10 protein-coding genes, 1 other RNA gene and 1 pseudogene are annotated in these 19,280 nt (G+C 68.2%); 4 read left to right on the top strand and 8 right to left on the bottom strand.

Annotated elements, in window-relative coordinates; all coding sequences use genetic code 11:
* Positions 1-5 precede the first annotated feature (5 nt).
* Entirely contained in the window at positions 6-6,479 is a 6,474-nt protein-coding gene (locus ACFY6U_RS37155) for an RHS repeat-associated core domain-containing protein (protein WP_390045446.1), read from the bottom strand.
* A 214-nt stretch (positions 6,480-6,693) separates the two neighbouring features.
* Positions 6,694-10,332, bottom strand: coding sequence for a LamG domain-containing protein (locus ACFY6U_RS37150; protein ID WP_390045444.1), 3,639 nt, complete (start codon positions 10,330-10,332; stop codon positions 6,694-6,696).
* Between the two features lie 851 nt (positions 10,333-11,183).
* Here ACFY6U_RS37150 and ACFY6U_RS37145 point away from each other — a divergent pair.
* The 3 genes from ACFY6U_RS37145 (at position 11,184) to ACFY6U_RS37135 (ending at position 13,012) form a co-directional block, all read left to right on the top strand.
* Positions 11,184-11,453, top strand: a complete 270-nt coding sequence (locus ACFY6U_RS37145; protein ID WP_390045443.1) for a hypothetical protein — start codon at positions 11,184-11,186, stop codon at positions 11,451-11,453.
* Positions 11,454-12,110 carry a hypothetical protein gene (locus ACFY6U_RS37140; RefSeq protein WP_390045441.1) on the top strand — a complete coding sequence of 219 codons (657 nt, stop codon included), beginning with the start codon at positions 11,454-11,456 and terminating at the stop codon, positions 12,108-12,110.
* 155 nt (positions 12,111-12,265) lie between these two features.
* Positions 12,266-13,012 (top strand): hypothetical protein, encoded by a 747-nt coding sequence (locus tag ACFY6U_RS37135; protein ID WP_390045439.1) that lies wholly within the window; start codon positions 12,266-12,268, stop codon positions 13,010-13,012.
* Positions 13,013-13,637: 625 nt separating this feature from the next.
* Here the strand turns inward: ACFY6U_RS37135 and rnpB are convergent.
* The 6 genes and pseudogenes from rnpB to ACFY6U_RS37105 all read right to left on the bottom strand — a co-directional run bounded on the left by rnpB (position 13,638) and on the right by ACFY6U_RS37105 (position 17,568).
* An RNA gene (gene rnpB, locus ACFY6U_RS37130) (RNase P RNA component class A) lies at positions 13,638-14,046 on the bottom strand.
* A gap of 115 nt (positions 14,047-14,161) precedes the next feature.
* Positions 14,162-14,884 (bottom strand): annotated as a pseudogene (locus ACFY6U_RS37125) (DMT family transporter); the annotation flags it as partial.
* A gap of 79 nt (positions 14,885-14,963) precedes the next feature.
* A complete protein-coding gene (locus ACFY6U_RS37120) occupies positions 14,964-15,791 on the bottom strand; it encodes an AraC family transcriptional regulator (RefSeq protein ID WP_390045437.1) in 828 nt (275 codons plus the stop codon).
* A gap of 19 nt (positions 15,792-15,810) precedes the next feature.
* Positions 15,811-16,341: a TetR/AcrR family transcriptional regulator gene (locus ACFY6U_RS37115; protein WP_390045435.1), complete on the bottom strand. Its 531-nt coding sequence runs from the start codon at positions 16,339-16,341 to the stop codon at positions 15,811-15,813.
* A gap of 94 nt (positions 16,342-16,435) precedes the next feature.
* Entirely contained in the window at positions 16,436-16,855 is a 420-nt protein-coding gene (locus ACFY6U_RS37110) for a DUF4260 family protein (RefSeq protein ID WP_390045433.1), read from the bottom strand.
* Positions 16,856-16,938: 83 nt separating this feature from the next.
* Positions 16,939-17,568 carry a TetR/AcrR family transcriptional regulator gene (locus ACFY6U_RS37105; protein ID WP_390045431.1) on the bottom strand — a complete coding sequence of 210 codons (630 nt, stop codon included), beginning with the start codon at positions 17,566-17,568 and terminating at the stop codon, positions 16,939-16,941.
* 58 nt (positions 17,569-17,626) lie between these two features.
* Here ACFY6U_RS37105 and ACFY6U_RS37100 point away from each other — a divergent pair, with 58 nt between their 5' ends.
* Positions 17,627-19,255, top strand: a complete 1,629-nt coding sequence (locus ACFY6U_RS37100; protein ID WP_390045492.1) for an FAD-dependent monooxygenase — start codon at positions 17,627-17,629, stop codon at positions 19,253-19,255.
* Positions 19,256-19,280 lie beyond the last annotated feature (25 nt).

The raw sequence follows: 19,280 nt of genomic DNA, 5'->3' as shown, positions 1-19,280 counted from the left end.
CGACCTCACGGTGTGTACGGGCTAGGCGTCATTTGCAAGTATTCACCGTACTGCCAATGGCTCATATAATCGTCCATGGCCTCACCGTGACGACCTGTCCAAGCATCATAGACCCTGCCGTCTCGGACGACGACGTCGTGATGGGCCCAACCTGTCTCCTGGTTGCGGTACTTTCCGAGATTTGGCGCACCCATCGAATCCGTGATGCGCATTCGGTCGCCGCCGATCTTCGACTGGATATCAACCGCCACGTCCTCACATCCGTTACTGCCGCAGATGTTTGATGGCTTGGACGGCTTCCAGCTGGCGCCCAAATCCGCTGGCTTGGGCTTCGGCGCTGGCTTAGGGGACGCAGCGCCAGACTCTGAACTAGCCTCGTTGAGAGCCTTGTTGAGGCCGTTGTCGATGCGGTTGATGCCGTCCGCGGCGCCCATCGCGCCGGCGCCTGTGATGGCCAGGCCGCCTGCTGCTGCGGGGGCGCCGATTACGCAGCCGGCGACGGTGGTGCAGAGCATCGCTCCGCCGACAGCTATATCGCCGCCGAGATTCATGGCGAAGATGCTGAGGGCTGTCTCGAAGCCGCCGGTCAGGATGTCGGTGTTGGTGAGGATGGCGGTGCCGTAGTTGATGGTGGTGTCCACGGCGCTGGACACCCAGTGCAGGAGCCCGCCGCCACCTCCGTTGCTTTTGCTGCTGCTCTTGCTGGTGCTGCCGGTGTTGCTGGTGGTGGCGGTGCCGTTGTTGGTGTGGCTGGTGGATGTGGTGCCGCCGCCCGTGTACTCGGGGCAGGACGGGTTGATCAGGCTGGGGCAGCTGACTGGCGCGGAGCCGCCGGGGTCCGGTACCGGTTTCAGACCGCTCGGGTCCGAGTTCGAGACGGGGCTGCTGTTGCCGTAGGTGTAGCCGTTGAGGGACTGGTGCTGGTCGAGGGTGAGGAGCGGGTCGACGCTGATGAAGCGGCCCAGGGTTGGGTCGTACTCGCGGGCGCCGAGGTGGATGAGGCCGGAGGAGGAGTCGGCGGTCTTGCCGAGGAAGGTCTTGTCGTCCGGCCAGGTTCCGGTGCCGCCGGTGCGGGAGGCTCCGAAGGGGGTGGTGTAGCGCTTGGTCACGGCCTGGGTGGTGGCGTCCAGGGACAGAGTGGCGGTGCCGTGCTGGTCTGCGGCGAGGTAGGAGAGGGTCGAGGTGCCGGACTTGTTGGTGCGGACCGCGATGGTGGTGGATCCGGCGGAGTAGTAGCGCTGGGCCCAGTACTTGGTGGTGGATGTGCTGGTGTCCAGGTGGACTTCGGTGGCGCCGAGGTAGAGGACGGTCTCGCCCGCGGTGTTGCGGCGGATGAGGAGGTTTCCGTCGGCGTCGTAGACGTATCCGGTGGTGGAGCTGCCTTCCACCAGTTTGCTCAGGCGGCTTTCGTTGTCCCAGGCCAGGGACTGGGAGGCGGTCCCGTCGAGGCGGGTGGTGGTGTTGCCGGTGTCGTCGTATCCGTAGGTGGCGGTGACGCCGGTGCAGGTGCTGCCGGTGGTGGTGGCGGCGAGCTGATGGGGCTTGGTGGTGCTGTAGCAGTAGGTCTTGGTGGTGGTGGCACTGGTGGTGTGGGTGGTCTCGGTCTTGCGCAGGCCGGAGTCGGTGTAGGTGTATGAGGTCCAGTACGGGCTGGCGCCGCCGAGGTTGGCGGTGGTGCGGTTGCTGGTGGCGCAGTCGGCGGTGGAGGGGGTCCAGGCGTTGGTCAGGCGGCGGTAGCCGTCGTAGGTGAAGCACTGGTTGTCGGCCGCGCTCGTGCCGCCCAGGGTGGTGGGGTCGTTGATCGCGGTGACGTTGCCTGCGTCGTCGTAGGTGTAGTTGAGGTCCTGGAGTTGGTAGCTGTGGGTCTGGTCGGTGACCGAGGACTCCATCAGCCGGTCGGTGCCTTCCTCGTACTTGTTGGTGATGTACGCCTTCTTGGTGCCGGACGCGGACGACGTTCCCAGGGTGAGCTGCTCGGTCTGGCCCAGAGCGGAGTAGCTGGCGCCGAGGAGGTAGCCGGTGGATCCGGTGACGGCTGTGGGCAACCCCAGGCTGTTGTAGTCAGTGTTGATGGTTTCGGCGCCGAGGCCGCCGGCTGCGGGCTCGGAGGTGTACTGCTGGGTTCCGTCGAGGTTGTAGTACGTGGAGGAGGTAAGCGTCGGGGACGAGAGCGCGCCGGACGTGACCAGGGTGTCGCTGGCGGGCAGGACGAGTTGCGTGGTGGTCGCGCGGTAGAGGTTGTCGTACGCCGTGACCTGCCTGGTGTAGGCACTGCCGGAGACTCCCCCGACATAGCGGGTGGAGGAGTCCAGTTGGCCCTTGGCCAGGGTGTCGTAGGCGTAGTGGGTGAGCTTGTTCGCGTCGACCTGTTCCTCCAGTGTGGAGGTCAGGTCGGCGTTGGAGGCGGCGCTCCAGGTGTCGGTGGTGCGGCCGAGGACGTCGTAGGCGAAGACGGTGACGCGTCCTGCGCCGTCCTTGGTCCAGGAGGTCTGGTCGAGGGTGGTGTAGCCGGTGGTGGTGGCGCCCTTGTCGGGATCGGTGGCGGATATTTGGCGGCCGAAGAGGTCGTAGATGTAGGACCAGTTGCCGTCGGGGCCGGTGATCGTGGACTGCTTGCCGTCGCGGGTGTAGGTGTACGCGGTGGAGGTGTAGGCGGCGCCGACGGTGGCCCCGAAGCCGGTGTCGGCCGGGGAGGTGCCGGCGTACTCGCGGCGTTCCACGGTCCGGCCCTGGGCGTCGGTGATGGTCCGTACCGCCGAGCCGCCCAAGACGGCGGTGGTGGCGGTGGAGTCACCCGTGTAGGTGCTGGACGTGGACCATTTCTGCGAGCCGTAGACGAGGAGGGTGTTCGATGTGGGGCGCTCGGCTCCGTCGAAGACGATCTCGGTCTGCTTGGGTGCCTCGCCGTACTCCGCCCGGGTGTAGGTGCCGGACGGGGTCGCCGTCGAGTCGAAGATGTCGGCGAACGTCTCGTACGCCAGGCCGCGGCTGTCGTACCGGGTGTCCGTGAGCAGCCTGCCCCCGACCGCGGTCGGTGACTGCGTCTGGAGGGTGCGCAGCATGGAGTCGTAGAGGGTGTAGGTGGTGTTGTACGTGGTGCCGTCGGCCTTGAGCGTCGACACCGACGTCCAGGACGGGGCGTCGTTGGTGACCGAGTAGGCGTAGGTGTAGTTGGCGCTCTGCGACAGCGAGTGCGAGCGGTTGGGCAGCCAGGTGGCGGTCTTGCGGCCCAGCGCGTCGTAGGTGCTCTCGGTGATCTTGTTGTTGACGTCGTAGACCTTGGTGGGCGTGCCCCGGGCGTAGTCGGCGTAGGTGTAGATGCTCTGCGACTTGGGGTTGGTGACCTTGGTCCGGGTCAGCGGGCCGGCTGCGGTGGGGGTGTAGGCCGTGGTCGTGGTGTTGTTACCGGCGTCAGTCGAGGTGAGGACACGGCCGAGGGTGTCGTACGTCAGCTTGGACTGCGTCTGCCAGGAGCTCGGGGCGCGCTCGCCGCTGGTGACCGTGGCCGGGTAGGCGGAGGCACGGCCGGTCCAGGTGATCTCGGCCTTGGTCGGTGTCTGGGAGGTGGTCCAGGCGGTGGCGGTGGTGTCGTCGTAGACGGTGGCCGTGTCGGACAGGACATCGCCGCGGGTGGCGGAGGAGGCCGGCAGGGCCAGGGAGGTCTCGGCGACCGAGCACGCTTTTCCGACCTTGCGGGTGCGGGAGACCAGGGAGTTGATGCCCAGAGCGTCGTTGCGCGCGTACCAGGTGCGGGTGCAGGTCTCGTCGCCGGTGACGGAGGTGTCGCCCTCGTCGTAGACCTTGGTGGGCATGCCGTAGTCGTCGAAGTCCGTGGTCGAGGTGGCGCTGGTCCGCCATTTCGCCGTGGCGTTGAGATAGGTGTGGGTGTAGGTCTTCGCGGTGCGGACGTAGTACGCCTCGGTGTCGGCGTACGACTTGTGCTGGGTGGCCGTCTTCTTCAGCCAGGGGTCGTTGACCTTGACCGTCACGGGCGTGGCGCCGTTGTAGGTGATCTGCTCGCGCAGTTGGCCGGCGTAGGGGTCGCTGTCGGTCTGGTCGGTCACGTCCAGGCCGGTGAAGTCGATGCCGGCGACGGAGACGGACCGCGTCGTGCCGTCCTTCTGCTTGTCGCCGTTCATGCCCTGCAGGTAGAGCGAGACCGTCTTGGACTGGGTGCCGTCGGAGTCGCCGGTAGTGTCGGTGACCTTGCCGTAGCCGCGCCAGATGGACCAGGTGCGTTCGTCGGCCGGGGTGATCGGGTCGTCGTTGTAGTGCCAGGCAGGGGCGGAGTAGCTGTAGGCGTGCTCGACCGCGAGGTTCTGGCCGGTTGGGTCGGAGGAGAGGACCGCCGTCACGCGGTATTTGTGGAACCAGTCGATCGACGATTCGCTGGCGCCGTTGATGTGCCAGTAGCTCGGGTAGCAGCTCTTGGTGTCGTTGTCCTCGGCGGCCGGCATGTTGGAGCCGCGGACGCATTCCGGGTCGGACAGGGTGACGGTGGTGATCGCGCCGGTCTCGGACGTCACCGTCTCGATGCGCGGGCGGGTCAGCGGGAGGATGTCGTCGGAGTTGGAGTCGACCCGGTTGACCCGCATCTGGTAGCCGAAGGTGACCGGGTCCAGGGCGATGTCGGTGCCGTTCTTACCCGTGTGCTTGATGGACTTCAGCACCAGAGTCTGGTCGGAGGTGTCACCGATGTCGCCGCCGTCCAGGAACGCCTGGGTCAGCGCCCAGGAATCGACGGCGGTGAAGGCGCTCGACGCGGCCGACCAGGCGTAGGTGTCGATGCCGGTCAGGCGCTTCCGGGTGAAGAACGCCGGGCTCTTGGCGTCGCAGTCCGCGTCCTTGGCGCAGATGGAGTCGTAGGGGACATCCGGCCAGTTGTCCGCGGTGGAGTCCGTCAGTGACGAGCAGTCGGCGGCGGTGCAGCGCTCGTCATAGGAGAAGGTGACCTTGTCCGAGGTGACCCCGCTGAACAGACTGTCCTTGTTCTGCCCATAAAGGATCTTGGTGAGGTAGCCGCCTCGGGTGTATGCGGTGGTGGCGGTGGCGGCGCCGTTCTTGGCGTAGTAGTTGGTCTCTGCGGTGTACCAATAGGTCATCGCGTTGCCGACCGGGTCCTGGACGTAGTCCAGGTTCCAGCGCCAGGCTTGGTTGAGGGAGCGGCCGGAGAAGGAGTCGCCGTTGTCGTAGCCGGGCTCGCCGGAGTCGTCGCCGTAGACCGGGACCGTCCATACGGAGTTGGTCCGCTCGCTGTCGGCACCGCTCAGCTTGTTGAGGCCGAAGACGTACTTCGTGCCGTCGCCCGTGATCACCGTCCAGTACTCGCCGTTGTCGTCGCCGTTGTCGGCGCCGGTGGAGTGGGTGACGGTGGACGCGTCGTCGTCGCTGAGCCGCCACACGCCGGTGGTGTCGTCCTTGACCAGTTCGCTGGACTTGCCGTTGAGGACGAGCGAGGCGTTGTCGTACTTCCAGCACTGGTCGTACTTGGCGTCCTGGCCGTCGTCGTCACAGGCACCGTAGGAGCGCTCGACGTAGGAGGACGTGATGTCGAAGCCCTCGCCGATCTGAGTGGACTGGTTGTTCGTGGACGCCGTCTTTCCGTCCGAGCTGCCGGAGTCGTACGAGAGCGAAAGTGTCGGGGAGGGACCGGCCGCGGCCGGGGGCGTGTTCAACGGGTAGGACCAGGTGAACGCGCCGGAAGAGCCGCCCGCTTCCCAGCTGGAGGAGGACGACAGGGGCGAGGCGGAGTAGTTACCCGAGCCGGAAGCGGACTCGCCGGCGGCAGCGGTCACCGCGAGGACGGTGGCCGAGGACGCAGAAGCGCTCATCAGGCTGGTGGTGGCGGTCGAAGTGGAGGAAAGGCTCACCTCGGCCGAGACGGACTGGCCGGAGATGTCGTTGTGCGAAGCGAGCGGGGTTCGCACCCGGCACGCCGCCTTCTCCGGCGTGGTCAGGGCGCAAGCGGGCAACCGGACCAGCTTCAGGCGGCCGGACCAGCCACCACCGTATGCGGACGCGAACGCCGAGTAGTCCACGCTTAGATCGGCTTTGCCGGGGCTGGCTGCCGTCGCGGTGAGCAGGACTCCCTTGATGCCAGCGGCCTCGGCGGCCTTGTGGCTCAGGACGCGCACCCGCGCCGGGCCGGCGACAGTGTCCTTGCCTCCGGACCGGGTGATCGTCACCGGCAGTCCGCCGGCGGTGAGCTTCGCCTTCCCCCGTGCCGGGATCTGTGCTGTGTCCTCGGCCGCTGTGGGCCAGGTCGTCTTCTGTTCCGCCAATGCCTTCTTGGCCTGGGCGGTGTTGTCGGCCTTGGCCTTGGCGACCGTGGCACGGGCTTTCTTGGCGCCCAGCCCCGTCACCGTCCGGACCTTGCTCACGCGCTGCTCGGCCACCGCGGGCTTGCTGAGGCCACCCGTCGCGGCGGCCGCGACCGGTGTCAGCGCGGCCGGGACGCTCAGGGCCAAGGAGAGGGTCACCACTAGCGGCGCCCAGCGGGCTGGTATTCGGGAACGCACGAAACCCCCAGGTGAAGAAGGATCGGGAAAGACCGAGAGCGGGGCGGAGCGGCTGCGGCAGGCGTCAACACCTCGGCGTGACTGGGCCGGTGGTGGCACGGGCCCCAACCCGTGTGATGGTGAAGTGGGGTGGCGGCGACTGCCGCCGCCACCCCCAGGTGATGTAGTGGCGGGCTTAGTCCCCGACGGTGTTGGCGATCTGGTCCTGACTGGCCATGGCACCGGCCCAGACCCGGATGTCGGTGATGGATCCAGGGAGGTAGTGGCCCCAGGAAGAGCCCACAAAGCCCTTGCCGACCGCGAAGTCACCGGATCCGACGACGGCCGTGTAAACCGTGTCGTCACCGTTCTGGTTGAGCCCGAGATAGAGACTGATCGTGCCGGACTGAGCGTCGTACACCCCGGTCATACGCACCGGACTGCCCAGCGTGGCCGCGTCGTTGGAAGTGACACCAGTGAAGGTGCCGTCCGCGTTGAGGCGCCCGAAGTGCCACACGCCGACAGGCACCGTCGTCTCCGTCTCAGGGTCGTCCTCGATGCTCTTCAGCTCGTACCAGAAGCCCCAGGCGGAACCGTCGGCACTACGCTGTCCGATCACCTGAGCCGTGTAGCCCACGCTCTTGGCAAGGAGCGCGTCACTGTCCAGCTGTACAGCGGTGGTCACGGTGAACGAGCCGGTCTCGTCCACCAGTGGCCCGGAGGCCGTGGCTGCGTCGTCCGTTCCATCGAGCACGATCCCCTCACCATCGAGGGACGCACCGCCCGACAGGGCGAGTGAGCGGCCGTAGCCGGAGTCGGTGTCCGCGAGGGTGGTGCCGGCGGCGGTGGCCGGATTCCAGGAGGCCACCAGTTCGGCCCCCGCATAGCCGGTGGAGTTCAGCAGCCGTGCATCCTGAGAAACCAGGTCATCGCTGAGTTTGACCTGCCAGGCCCGGACCTCGTCGATCTGGCCACCGAAGTAATCGGTGGGAGATCCTGCCGTGTAAAGGGTCCGGCCGATCAGGAAACTGCCGTTTGCGGCCGTGGGCTGCCCGGTGTCCAGCACGACGGGGAAACCCTGGGGCTTTCCGTTGACGTACAGCTGGATGGTGTTGGCGTCCGAGTCGTAGACGCCAGCCAGATGGGTCCATACCCCGAACGGAATCGACGTCTGGTTGGCGTACGACCGGATGATGTGTGAGGTTCCGGCCGAGTCACGCCAGTGCCAGTTGAAGATCCAGCCCTTGTAGGAGGTGGAGTAATAGAGCGAGAATCCCGACGCGGTGGCATCTGCGCTCACCTGTGACACAACGGCGTAGTTGTGTGCCGGGGCCAAGGCGATACGGGCCCAGGCCGACACCGTGTAAGAGGCCCGTGTCTCCAGCACCGCCCCAGAGGTGGCCGCGTAGCCGGCGGAGCCGTCGAGAGTCAGCCCGGTGTCGGTGATCGGGGTAGCGAGGTCGTTGCCGCTGGCGTCCTTGGTGATGACGCCGCGCCGACCGCGTCCGTCGCGGGAGGCTCCAGAAGCGGAGAGGGTGGCGTTGTCCTGGTTGGCCGTCACGGTCGTCGAGGTGTCGATCGCGGCACCGCTGGACTCATCGAAATGCCACTGCCCGACCGGGCCTGGGCCCTCGGCAACCACGAAGTCGATCGCGTTCTGGGCGCCCCAGCCGATGGTGTCCTTGGCTCGTACGAAGATGGTGTACGTGCCCGATGTGGTGGGGGTGAGGTCCGTGGTCACCGTCGCGCCGGAGATCGCGGAGGACCAGGCGTTCTCAGTGGAGAGCTTGTACTGGTAAGCGGTGTTGGTGTCCCCGGAGTGGGGGGTGAAGGTGAAGGTCGCCTTGGTGCCAGGGCCACCGCCCGGTTCGCAGGCGTTGGTCATGCACCGGGAGTAGGGGCTCGCCACCGTGATACCGGGAGCCTTCGGACGGGTCGAGTCGACCCTGAAGTAGCACCAGCTGTTGGTGGAGGCGTTGGATGCTGAGGAGAGATGGCTGGCGTAGCTGTTGTAGTACGAACGGGTCCAGGACCGGTATCTATACAGGGTGCCGTCGGTCAGCGTCGGAGTGTCCGCGTACAACTTCTCGTTGTCGGAGGCATGGCCGCTGGTGGGCCGTTCCATCTCATCGATGGCCTGGGACCAGGAGTCGCTGCTGGCGGTGTACTTGTCGACGTCGAACGCCGCACGCAGCAGGGCGTCGTCCTCGCCGCCCTTGGCCGTCTGCACGGTCGCTGTCAGCCGCGCATTCGGGGTCGAGACGATCAGCGGGTCACTCTGCTTCGTCTCGCACTGGGTACCATCGCCCGTGACCAGGCCAATCGAGGTGGGCTTGGCCGGGATGCCGACGAAATCCACGACCAGGACCGCGTCGTCGTCGAACCGCTTCCAGCCATTGGGGTCGGACTCGTCGTGAGCCTTCAACATCAGCGTGAGACGGGAAATGTCACCGGCGGCGAACTTCTTCACCGTCGAGGTGAGGTTTTCGTTGGTCTCGGTGGGGTTGTCGTTGAACTCGATGGCCTTGTCCGGCTGGCTCGGCTCGCACGCCGAGCCCCGGCCGGCCGAGACGTACCGGTCGACCATCAGGTCCCAGTTCTTCGTCGGGCCCGGCCAGGTCGTGGACGACGATATGTTCCCGGTGCGCACCAGATCCACCCAAGACGGCTCGCACGACATCGAGAACCGCTCCGTGACCTTGAAGGTGGCATCCAGCACCTGCTTGCCCGCCAGCTGGGCCGGCGAGAACTCGAAGTACATCCGGTTCCTGTAGCCCGAACCGCAGGGGTAGGCGTACCCGCCGCTCACATAAGTGCCGCAGTAGCCGACGCCCTTGCCGTCGTCGCCACCGGAGAAGTTGTAGAACGTGTCCCCGTCGGACGACAGCAGTGTGCGCTCCGACTCGCCCCACGACACTTCCGGGTCTATGTACAGCGGGTACACCGTGTCCGCGCCGGTCAGCAGATTCGCGTCCGGCACCACCGTGACCGAATCCGTGTCGGCCGACACGGGCAGCACCACAGAAGTGTCACCGTCGCTCGGGCCTGCCGTGGGGTCCGCCGACGTCTCGCCGGAGCCGTCCTTGGCCGGCGTCTCCTGAGCAGACACCGATGCATCACTCACCGACCTCAAGCTGAACGAAGCCTGCGACGCGGTCGCCGTTGAGGCAGTCCCCGACGGGGCGATCGCATCACCCGCGGAGTCCCACATCTGCGCAGCCGGGGCACGGAAGACCGTGTTGCCATCCGCGTCCACTGCCGACAGGCCACCGCCCCCGTCCCGCACAGTGAGCCCATCGGCCCGCATTGAGAAGTCGAGCTTCTTCAACTCCGGGTTGGCAGCCGCCTCCGCGTTCTTGACCACCAGCACCTGCCGAACGCCCTCGACGGTGGCCGTCATCCGCAGGTCCACACCCGGCAGCACGTCCGCGTACAGCGCGGACGCACCATCCAGCGTCGGCTGCGGAAGCTTGCCCGGCCAGCCCAAGGACAGTGACGCCCCACGCTCGGACAGCTTCACCAGCGCGTCATCATCGCCACCATCGGACAGCGAGATACCCAACACGGCGGCCTTCGGCCCGATCGAACCATCAGCTCGCCGCTCCAACGTCGCGTCCGGTGCCGCCCACGAACCGTCAGCGAGCCTGGCCCGCACGGGAACCGCCGACTGCACCAGCTTGAACGTCAAGCCGTCAGGATTGGCATAGGTTGTCGAGTACTCGGTGCGTTGGCCCACCACCTCGACCTGCTCGCCGGACTCAGTTGCCTGCGCCGAGGCGGCCTGCGCCTCCGACATCGCATCCGCGTGAGCCGTCGGTGCTGACACGACCACCACGGGGAGTCCTGCCAATAATGCCGTTGCCACCGCGCCTGAAAGGACTCGTCTCGCGCTCCGCCCGTGGTGTCCGGCGGAACTGCGTTGCCCCCCGTGCGCACCGGCATGACGGCGCGACACACCCCACCCCATAGCCCCCACCCTACTTTTATAAGATCTTTACGAGTTGAAGATCTAAGCCGCCGCACTGTAACGAGTCAACACTTCTGGGCTATCCAAATTGGCAGGGACAGATCATGGCTTGAATCAAACCCATCAACCGGCGGCCCCCAGCCCGCACACTCTCGAACCGGCTCGGCTGCAGTGCCCCGGTCCGGTCTTCGACAAGCCGAACCGGTGGCAGTCGTACGACGTGCCAGGTACGAGCGAGCGACGGATCGGCCGCGGCGCTGTGCAGCACGGCGAGCGGGCCCAGGGTTCGTTCTGCCCAGGCCATGACGGGTGCCGGTGGTGATTGCTGTCCGGTCATGCCCCCACCTCGGTGTCATGCGTGGCGTATCCAGCGCGCTTGCCGAGCCACGGAACGTGGCCGAATCGCCGAGAGTGGATAAGCGAGTGACCTCTGGGACTGGTGGGGTGGCGGCCCTGGTATAGAACCGAAGCCCGTCCCATCCGTGACGGGGGCACGGACGGGACGGGCGGCCTGTGGGTCTGGCGCATCGGTCGGCATGCAGGCGTGGAAGGCGGCCAGGTCACGGTTTGACGGCGATGGCCGCGAACGCTGCTGACCGACCGGGGGGACAACTGGGAGATGGCTGGCGCTGCTCTGGCAGGAGTACCTCGCCCAAGAGGACTGGATTCCGTGGAGACCCCATCCGCCGCGCAAGACGTTGCAGTGGGAGAAGGATGGCGTGGCTCGGCTCAAGGAACTCGGCGCTCCAGCGTTCCTCGGCAATGGCTATGGCGAGGGGCAGGCCAAGCTCAGCGGTGAGGTCGAGTTTGGCGCGCGCTTCGTGCTGCCGCCCTCAACCACACTCAAGGAAGCCGCCGAGGTGCTCAGCAGGGTGGCCGTGATCGGGTCACGGATGGCACAGCACGCGACTCAGCCGCAAGCCAAGGAGACTGTGATCGCGTTGATCGACGGAGAATCTGATAGCGGCGATGCAGGGGTGGACGGATAGATGACAGGCGACTTTGGACCCGACCGCTTGCGGCAGCTCTTCGGCGACCCGAACGAGGACGGGGTCTACCTTGTCGGCGTCGTGGAGTTCTCGGACGATGCGAGCGAGGACCAGTGGTCGTACGTCGGGAACACTCAGATGGGCACCCTGGAGTCAGTTGCCAACAGGCTCGGCTATGAACGACGTGACATCACGATTGCGGAGCCTTACCGAGAGCCTGGCCGTGGGGTGCTGCCGGACGGCACAGAGCTGGCAGTCACGTCGACCACCGTGCGAGGGAGCGCATCCTGGCATCGGAGTAGCCGGGAGCCAACGCCGGAGGAACGGCTCCGGTGGGCAGGGCATCCAGTGCCACCGCCACCTCCGCCCGAGCCGGCGCCGGTCGGTCCCAACATGGAGACGGCGAGGCCTCGGATCGAGGAGCACCAGGGAGAGGTCTTCTACACGAAGACCGGCAAGCCCTTCACCTACCGGACCAACCGCTACACCCTGGTCATCGTCGAGAGCCGGCGCAACGTGCAGTGGCACGAGATCAGGTCAGCGCTGGAGGCATGGCCGATCGCGGGGCCGTCGGAGATTCCACGATGCCCCGAACGTTCCGGGCGGTACGTCTACGGGATCGTGTCCGACGAGCGGATCCGGCAAGGAGACTGGTGACAACCTTGGACCTGCGGCTCTGTGGCGGCTCATGCGATGCTCGCCGAACCTGCCGAATCGTCGGACGGTACAGCTACGGTTATGGATGAGGTTCTACTACCGCGACATCCTAGTCGACCGAGCGCCGAGGAAGACCCGAGCACTGACGAGGACGCATGGCCGAGGACCAGGAGTACGACGAGGTCGACGCAGTTGTTCGCATCCCCAAGGGTGAGCGTCTCGCCGACTCGCGGAAGAGCGAAGGCTGGAGTCGTGGGTTCACTCCCAAGACGAGTGACAAGGGACCGGAGCACGTCGAGATCCGCCTGAAGGCCGAAGACGAGTCAGGTTTCGCAGACAGGCCCGAGATCGTCTACGTCACCGAGTACGTAGAGGATCAGCGTCCTCAGCTCACCCCCGGCCAACAGTTCGTGGCTGACATCGCGGGCCAGATCATCGATGGTCTCGTAGAAATCGCAAAACCTCTCTTTGCCCACTGGTGGCACACCCAGGCCGTGCCGGTCCTCGTTGCCAAGCGCGAAGCCTTGGTGCTGAAGCAGCAGGCCCGCAGAGCCCGGAAGAAGGCCTTGCGGGCCGGGATCACGACGACACCTCCTGTTGCTGTCCCGGGGGTCGAGGCTGACGCGCCTTCCCAAGATGTGGCCACCGCGCCCAGCGACCCGAAGGTCACTGTGACGAGCGAGCAGTTCCAGCAGATGTTCATGACTTGGCTCGCTCGTGAGGACGCCCAGCAGGCGCTCTGGAGCCTCATCGTAAATGCCGAGGTCGAGGATGGCGGTGCTGCCACCCTGGCATGGCAGCAGGAACTGAAAGAGCTTTCGCCTGAGCAGCGAACCGAGCGGGTCATGGAGTTCCTCGCTACCACCCCTCGATCCTGGAGGACTTCGCTCGTCAGCTCATAGGCAGCATGGCCCTCGGACTCGGCGAGACGACTCTCAGGCACGACCGGGTGTAGGGCCGTGCCGTTTCAGGACGGCGCGTCACTAGCCTCGCCCTTTCATGGGCTTGGAGGGGCCCCGGCCGACGAACCCGCCCACCACGCCATCGGACGTTCGTGCGGCGGGCTGAGCACGAAGATCCACCTCGCCGCAGACGGCCAGTGCCTCCCGCTGTGCTTCCACCTCACGCTCGGCCAGGCCGGCCCAGTGGATGGACCAGCTGGCCGCGTTCATCGAAACGGTGGCCGGGCAGCTGGGAGAGCCTCGAAGGATGCACCCCCGACTCAGCCAGCGCCGAATGAGCCGTGCGGGCTGACGCGACGGCCGACACCGAGGCCGCGTAATCCCATCGGGCCAAGGCCGCACCAAGCTCTGCGACCCCAGGATGCTGCTCCAATGGCTGTCGCGAATGCCCAGGCCAGGAGCCTCGCCCGCCCCTCCGCTCCAGGGACTTTTCAGGGACTTTCAGTGCTGTCTGAGGGACTTCCGAGGGACTTTCCGCCGCGTAACGCGGCAAGCCTCCGAAAGACCGGAAAGGGCCTCCGACGCAGGTCAGAGGCCCTTTCCCAGGCAAAGCCGCAGGTGGCGGCAGACGAGTCGGGCTGTACGCCGGGTTCTGTACCCCGGTCCCTCGCGGGAGTCGGGGCGACGGCCATCCATCTAGGGCCGGTGTTGCCACCGGCCTCGTGCGGTCTACCCGGGGGCTCGGGCGGGCAGCCCTCGAACGTCCCCGCAGGGCCGCCTTTTACAGCGGCCCCTCTTGACCTTGCTCCGGGTGGGGTTTACCTAGCTGCCCAGGTCACCCTGGGCACTGGTGGTCTCTTACACCACCGTTTCACCCTTACCGAGGACCGAGGTCCCCGGCGGTTTGCTTTCTGTGGCACTGTCCCGCGAGTCGCCTCGGGTGGCCGTTAGCCACCACCCTGCCCTGTGGAGCCCGGACGTTCCTCGGGAAGCCCCCCGTCAAGGGGACTCCACGCGGCCGTCCGCCCGGCTCGTCTGCCGTGTCGACCATGTTACCGGGCGTGCCGCCCCCTTCGGTGCCGAGGCCATCGTCGCCAGCACCGACCCCGTCAGGATCAGCGCGAAGGACACGGCGATCGTCGCGGTGAAGCTCTCGCCCAGGAAGAGGGCGCCCGCCGCCACCGCCACCGCCGGGTTGACGTACGTGATCACCGTGGAACGGGTCGGGCCTATCTCCTTGATCAGTTCCAGGAAGGCCACGAAGGCCACCGCCGTGCAGAGGACGCCCAGGGCGAGGAGGGAGAGCAACGCGTTCGTGGAGGGCATCGCGGTCGGCCAGGTGGCCGCGGCCGCCGGGGCGTAGACCAGGGCCGCGAGGGTCAGGCACGGTGCTATCAGCTGCAGCGTCGGGACGTCCTTGAGGCGGCGGGCCGCTATCAGGGGTGCGGTCGCGTAGCCGATGACGGTGAGCAGGACCTCGCCCAGGGAGCGGGCGTCGCCGCCGGTCAGGTGGGGGACGGTCAGGACGCCGACGCCGGCGAGGCCGATCAGGAGGCCCGTGATCCGGCGTACGCCCAGGTGTTCCCGTTCGCCGCCGAAGTAGCGTGCCGCCACTACGCCGACGATGGGTACGCCCGCTATCAGCAGGCCCGCCGTCGAGCTGGACAGGTGGCGTTCGGCGTCGGTCAGGGTGAACCACGGGCCCATGATCTCTATGCACGCGAAGGCCAGCATCGGGCGCCAGTGGGTGCGCAGGGTGCGGAACAGGCCGCCCTGGCGGATCGCCAGGGGGAGGAGGAGCAGGGCGCCGACCGCGCACCGCGCGAACACCACCATCGACGGGGACACCTCGTCCACCGCCACCTTGATCATCAGATAGGGGATGCCCCAGATCACTCCCATGAGGGAGAACAGGAACCAGCCGCGTGCAGTCATACCGGAAGCTTCGCTGTCAGGACCGTGCCGCGTCTTGAACGCTGTTGCGGTAGGCCGCCGGGGTCACCCCCAGCACCCGGCGGAACCAGCGGGTCAGGTGCGCCTGGTCCGCGAAGCCCACGAGCGTGGCCGCCTCCGCGGGGCGCACGCCCGCCTCCAGCAGGCAGCGGGCGCGGTTCACCCGGTACTGGGCCAGCCAGGCGTACGGCGGTACGCCCATCGTCGTACGGAAGGCCCGCAGGAGTTGGTAGCGGGACAGGCCCAGGTCGGCCGCCAGGTCGGCGAGGGTCGGCGGGGAGGTGAGTTCGTCGGCGAGGCGGTCCCGGACCAGGAGGGATATGCCGTGGGCGCCGGGGACCACGTCCCGCGCCGGTCGTGCCGTGGAGTGGCGGCGGGACAGGGCCGTCAGCAGCCAGGGGAGGCGGGTCTCGGCCTCCAGCGGGTCCGGGCAGGCGGCCAGGTCGGTGTGGGCCTGGCGGATGGCCGCGGTCAGTTCCGGGTCGTCGACGACCGGGTCCCGGAAGTGCGGTACGGCGTCCAGCGTGCCGTCCGCCAGCAGGGACGGGTCCGCGTACAGGGCGCGGTAGGCGTAGCCCTCGGCCGGGGTGGCCGGGCCGCCGGTGTGCATCTCGCCGGGGGCGAGGACGACGATCGCGCCGGGTCCGGTGTGGATGTGGCCGCCCCGATAGGCGATCACCTCGGCGCCGCCCACGGTCACCCCGATCGAGAACTCGGCGTGGGTGTGCGGGGCGTACACGTGTTTGTCGAAGCGGGCCGTCAGCATGTCGAGCGACGGGCCGCAGCGGCCCAGCCGTGCTCTTGTCCACCGTGCGTGTTCAGCCATTCTCGGCACCCCCCTTGCGCTAAGGGTGCAACGCCTTCAGGCCCCGTTTCCATGCCGCGTCCAGGTCGGCGTCCTGCGGGAAGCGGCCGTGGATCTCCAGGACCACCATGCCGTGCGCGAACGCCCAGGTGGCGCGGGCCAGGTCCCGGTCGCCGCCGCAGGCTCGCAGGAGAGGGAGGGCGGCCCGGTCCTCCAGGCCGGCGGGCAGCAGGGAGCGCGGCAGGGGGCGTTCGGTGGCGAGGCAGTAGAGGTGCGGGTGGGCCAGGGCGTAGTCGCGGTACGCCTCGGCCAGGGCCTCCAGTGAGCCGGGGTGCCGGGACGCGGCCGTCTCCAGTGCCTCCCCCGACTCCTCCAGCATCTGCGCGGCCAGTTCGACCTCCACGGCGTGCTTGTCGGGGAAGTGCTTGTAGAGCGACGGGGCCTTGATGCCGAGGCGGTCGGCGAGGGTGCGCATGGTGAGGACGGTGGGTCCGGACTCCTCCAGCAGCTCTCTGGCCGCCGCGACGATCTCCCGCGCCCTCGGCGTCAGCCGGTCGGTCGCGTCGGTCACGCCACCGGTCCCACCGGTCCCACCGGTCCCACCAGTCCCACCAGTCCCACCAGTCCCACCAGTCCCACCGGTCCCACCGGTCATGCCAGTCGCCTCAGTCACGCTGGAAGCCCTCCTTCGTCCGCAGCCCGTACCCGAAGGCGCGATCGTACGAGATGTGGGCCAGCCAGCCGCACAGCGCGGCGAAGGCAGGGGGCCAGGCGAACGGCCCCAAGGCGTAGGCCACCAGCAGCGCCAGCGGGACCGGCGCCCGGTGCATCGCGTTGTAGTACGGCACCGCGCGCGGCGCCAGCTGCCCCTTGGCCATCCGGGGCGCCTCGTCGAGGGCGACCAGGAAGGTGAGGTCCGGGAGGAGAAGGAAGAGCAGGGCGAGGGCGCCTGCGAGCCAGCCGTGGTTCACGCCCTCCAGGACCGCGAACGCCGTCCAGAACAGGGCGGCGGCCAGCCAGGCGGTGCGGCGGGCCACCGTGGTGGCGGTGCGGAGGGCGGGGGTGACGTTCGTGGTGCCGGTCATGGCTGCCTCCAGAGGCAATTCAGCTAACGCCGTTAGCCATAACGGTAAGGCTAACGGTGTTAGCCGTCAAGGGAGAGGGGCGACTACCGCACCATCCGCTCCAGCGCGTCGAACGCCGCCCCCATCCGCCGCCGGTGGTCCTCGACGATCTCCGCGAACGGGTCGCCCGCGAGCTGACGGCTCACCGAGGTGACGCACACCGAGCGGTACGCGGCCACGGTCACGGCCGCCACCAGTTCCGGGTCGGCCACCCCGGCCTCGGCGAGCGCCCCGGCCAGCGCCCGCTCCACCTCCTCGACCGCCTCACGGGCGCGGGCCCGCAGCGCCGGCGAGTCGGCGACGACCGGCCAGAAGCCACCGAAGTTCTCCCCCACGCCGCCCAGCGGATGCCGCGCGTCGATGAACCGGAAGGCCAGGCGGCGCAGCGCCGCGAGCGGGGCCTCGCCGGGCGCCCGGTCCCGCACCGCACCGGCGAAGGCCGCGACGGCCTCCGGGATGCGGTCGAGGAACAGGTCCTCCTTGCGCGGGAAGTAGTTGAACACGGTCATCGCCGACACCCCGGCCGCCCGCGCGACCTCCGCGACGGTCACATGGTCGAAGCCGCGCTCCCGGAACATCACCGTCGCGACGTTCGAGATCCGCTGCCGCGTCTCCCGCTTCTTGCGCTCCCGCAGGGACTCCCGCGGCCCGCCCGGCCTGTTTTCATCGATCACGAGAAAACTATAGCCGCTCGAAAGTTTTAGTGACTACAGTGAAGTCATGAACGAGAGCATGACGACTGCGGACAGCAGGAATGACAAGAACGGCGACACCGGCACGGACTACGACGTGGTGGTGGCCGGCGGCGGGCCCGTCGGTCTCTTCCTCGCCGGCGAGCTGCGGCTCGGCGGGGCGAAGGTGCTGGTCGTGGAGCGGCTGGCCGAGGTGGACGAGACCATCAAGGCGGGCGGGATCAACACGGCCGGCGCGGTGAGCCTCTACCGGCGCGGGCTGCTGCCCGACCTCGCGGCGGCCTGGGAGCGGAACCGGTGGCGGATGCGGGCCTTCCTCGGGGACCGGGACCGGGACCGGGAGCAGGGGGCCGGGGCGGCCGACGCGCCCCGGACTCCCCCGAAGTTCGCCGGGCACTTCGCCGGGATCATGATGCGGGGTGACCTGTTCGACGGCTCCGACCCGGCGTTCGCCGACATCGGCCCCGCCGACGGCGTCGGCCTCGGTGTGCCGCAGGTGGAGCTGGAGCGGATCCTGGGCGCCCGCGCCGAGCGGCTCGGCGTCGAGGTGCGCCGGGGCGTGGAGCTGACCGGCTTCGACGCCGACGACGAGGGGGTGTCCGTACGTCTCGGCAGTGACCACACCGTCCGCACCGGCTGGCTGGTGGGGTGCGACGGCGGGCGGAGCACCGTCCGCAAGCTCGCCGGGTTCGACTTCCCCGGGACCGAGCCGGAGATCACCGGTTACCAGGCGGTCGTCGAGATGAGCGGCGGTGAGCGGCTCGGGGCCGGGTGGAACACCACCGACGTGGGGACGTACGTCAACGGGCCCTTCCCGGGCCGGATCCTCACCGTCGAGTTCGACGGGCCGCCCGCCGACCGCTCCGCGCCCGTCACCGCCGGGGAGTTGCAGGCCGCTCTGCGCCGGGTGTCGGGCGTGGCCGAGGTGACCATCCACGAGGTGCACTCCTCGACCCGGTTCACCGACAACGCCCGGCAGGCGAGCGGTTACCGCAAGGGCCGGGTGCTGCTCGCGGGGGACGCGGCGCACGTGCACTCGCCGTTCGGCGGGCAGGGGCTCAACCTCGGGCTCGGGGACGCCATGAACCTCGGCTGGAAGCTGGCCGCCGTGGTGCGCGGAGCCGCCCCCGACTCGCTCCTCGACAGCTACACCGCCGAACGGCACCCGATCGGCGCCTGGGTGCTGGACTGGACCCGCGCCCAGATCGCCGTGATGCGCCCGGACCGGCACGCCCGCGCCCTGCGCCGGGTGGTCACCGACCTCGCGCTGACGACGACCGGGACGACGTACCTCGTCAAGCAGATCTCCGGTGTCTGGCAGCACTACGACCTGCCCGGCGACCACCCGCTGACCGGGCAGAGCGCCCCGGACCTGGAGCTCTCCGACGGCACCCGGCTCGGCGACCACCTGCACGACGGCCGCGCCCTGCTCCTCGACCTCGCCGACGACCCGAAGCTGCGCGCCCGCGCGGAGGGGTACGGCGACCGGGTGGACGTCGTCACCGCGGCCTGCCCGGGGCGGCCGGAGCTGACCGGTCTCCTCGTACGGCCCGACGGGTTCGTGGCCTGGGCCGCGGACGGGCACAGCCAGGACGAGAGCAACCAGGGTGCGAACGGCCAGGGAGCCGACCTCGACGCCGTCCTGACCCGCTGGTTCGTCGCCGCCTGAGCCTCGCCTCGCTCGCGTCCGGCGG

Origin of the sequence: Streptomyces sp. NPDC013157, from assembly GCF_042899865.1 — a bacterium.
Taxonomy (GTDB): domain Bacteria; phylum Actinomycetota; class Actinomycetes; order Streptomycetales; family Streptomycetaceae; genus Streptomyces.
Note: the sequence above shows the minus strand (reverse complement) of the source record. Positions and strands in the feature narration are given on the sequence as shown.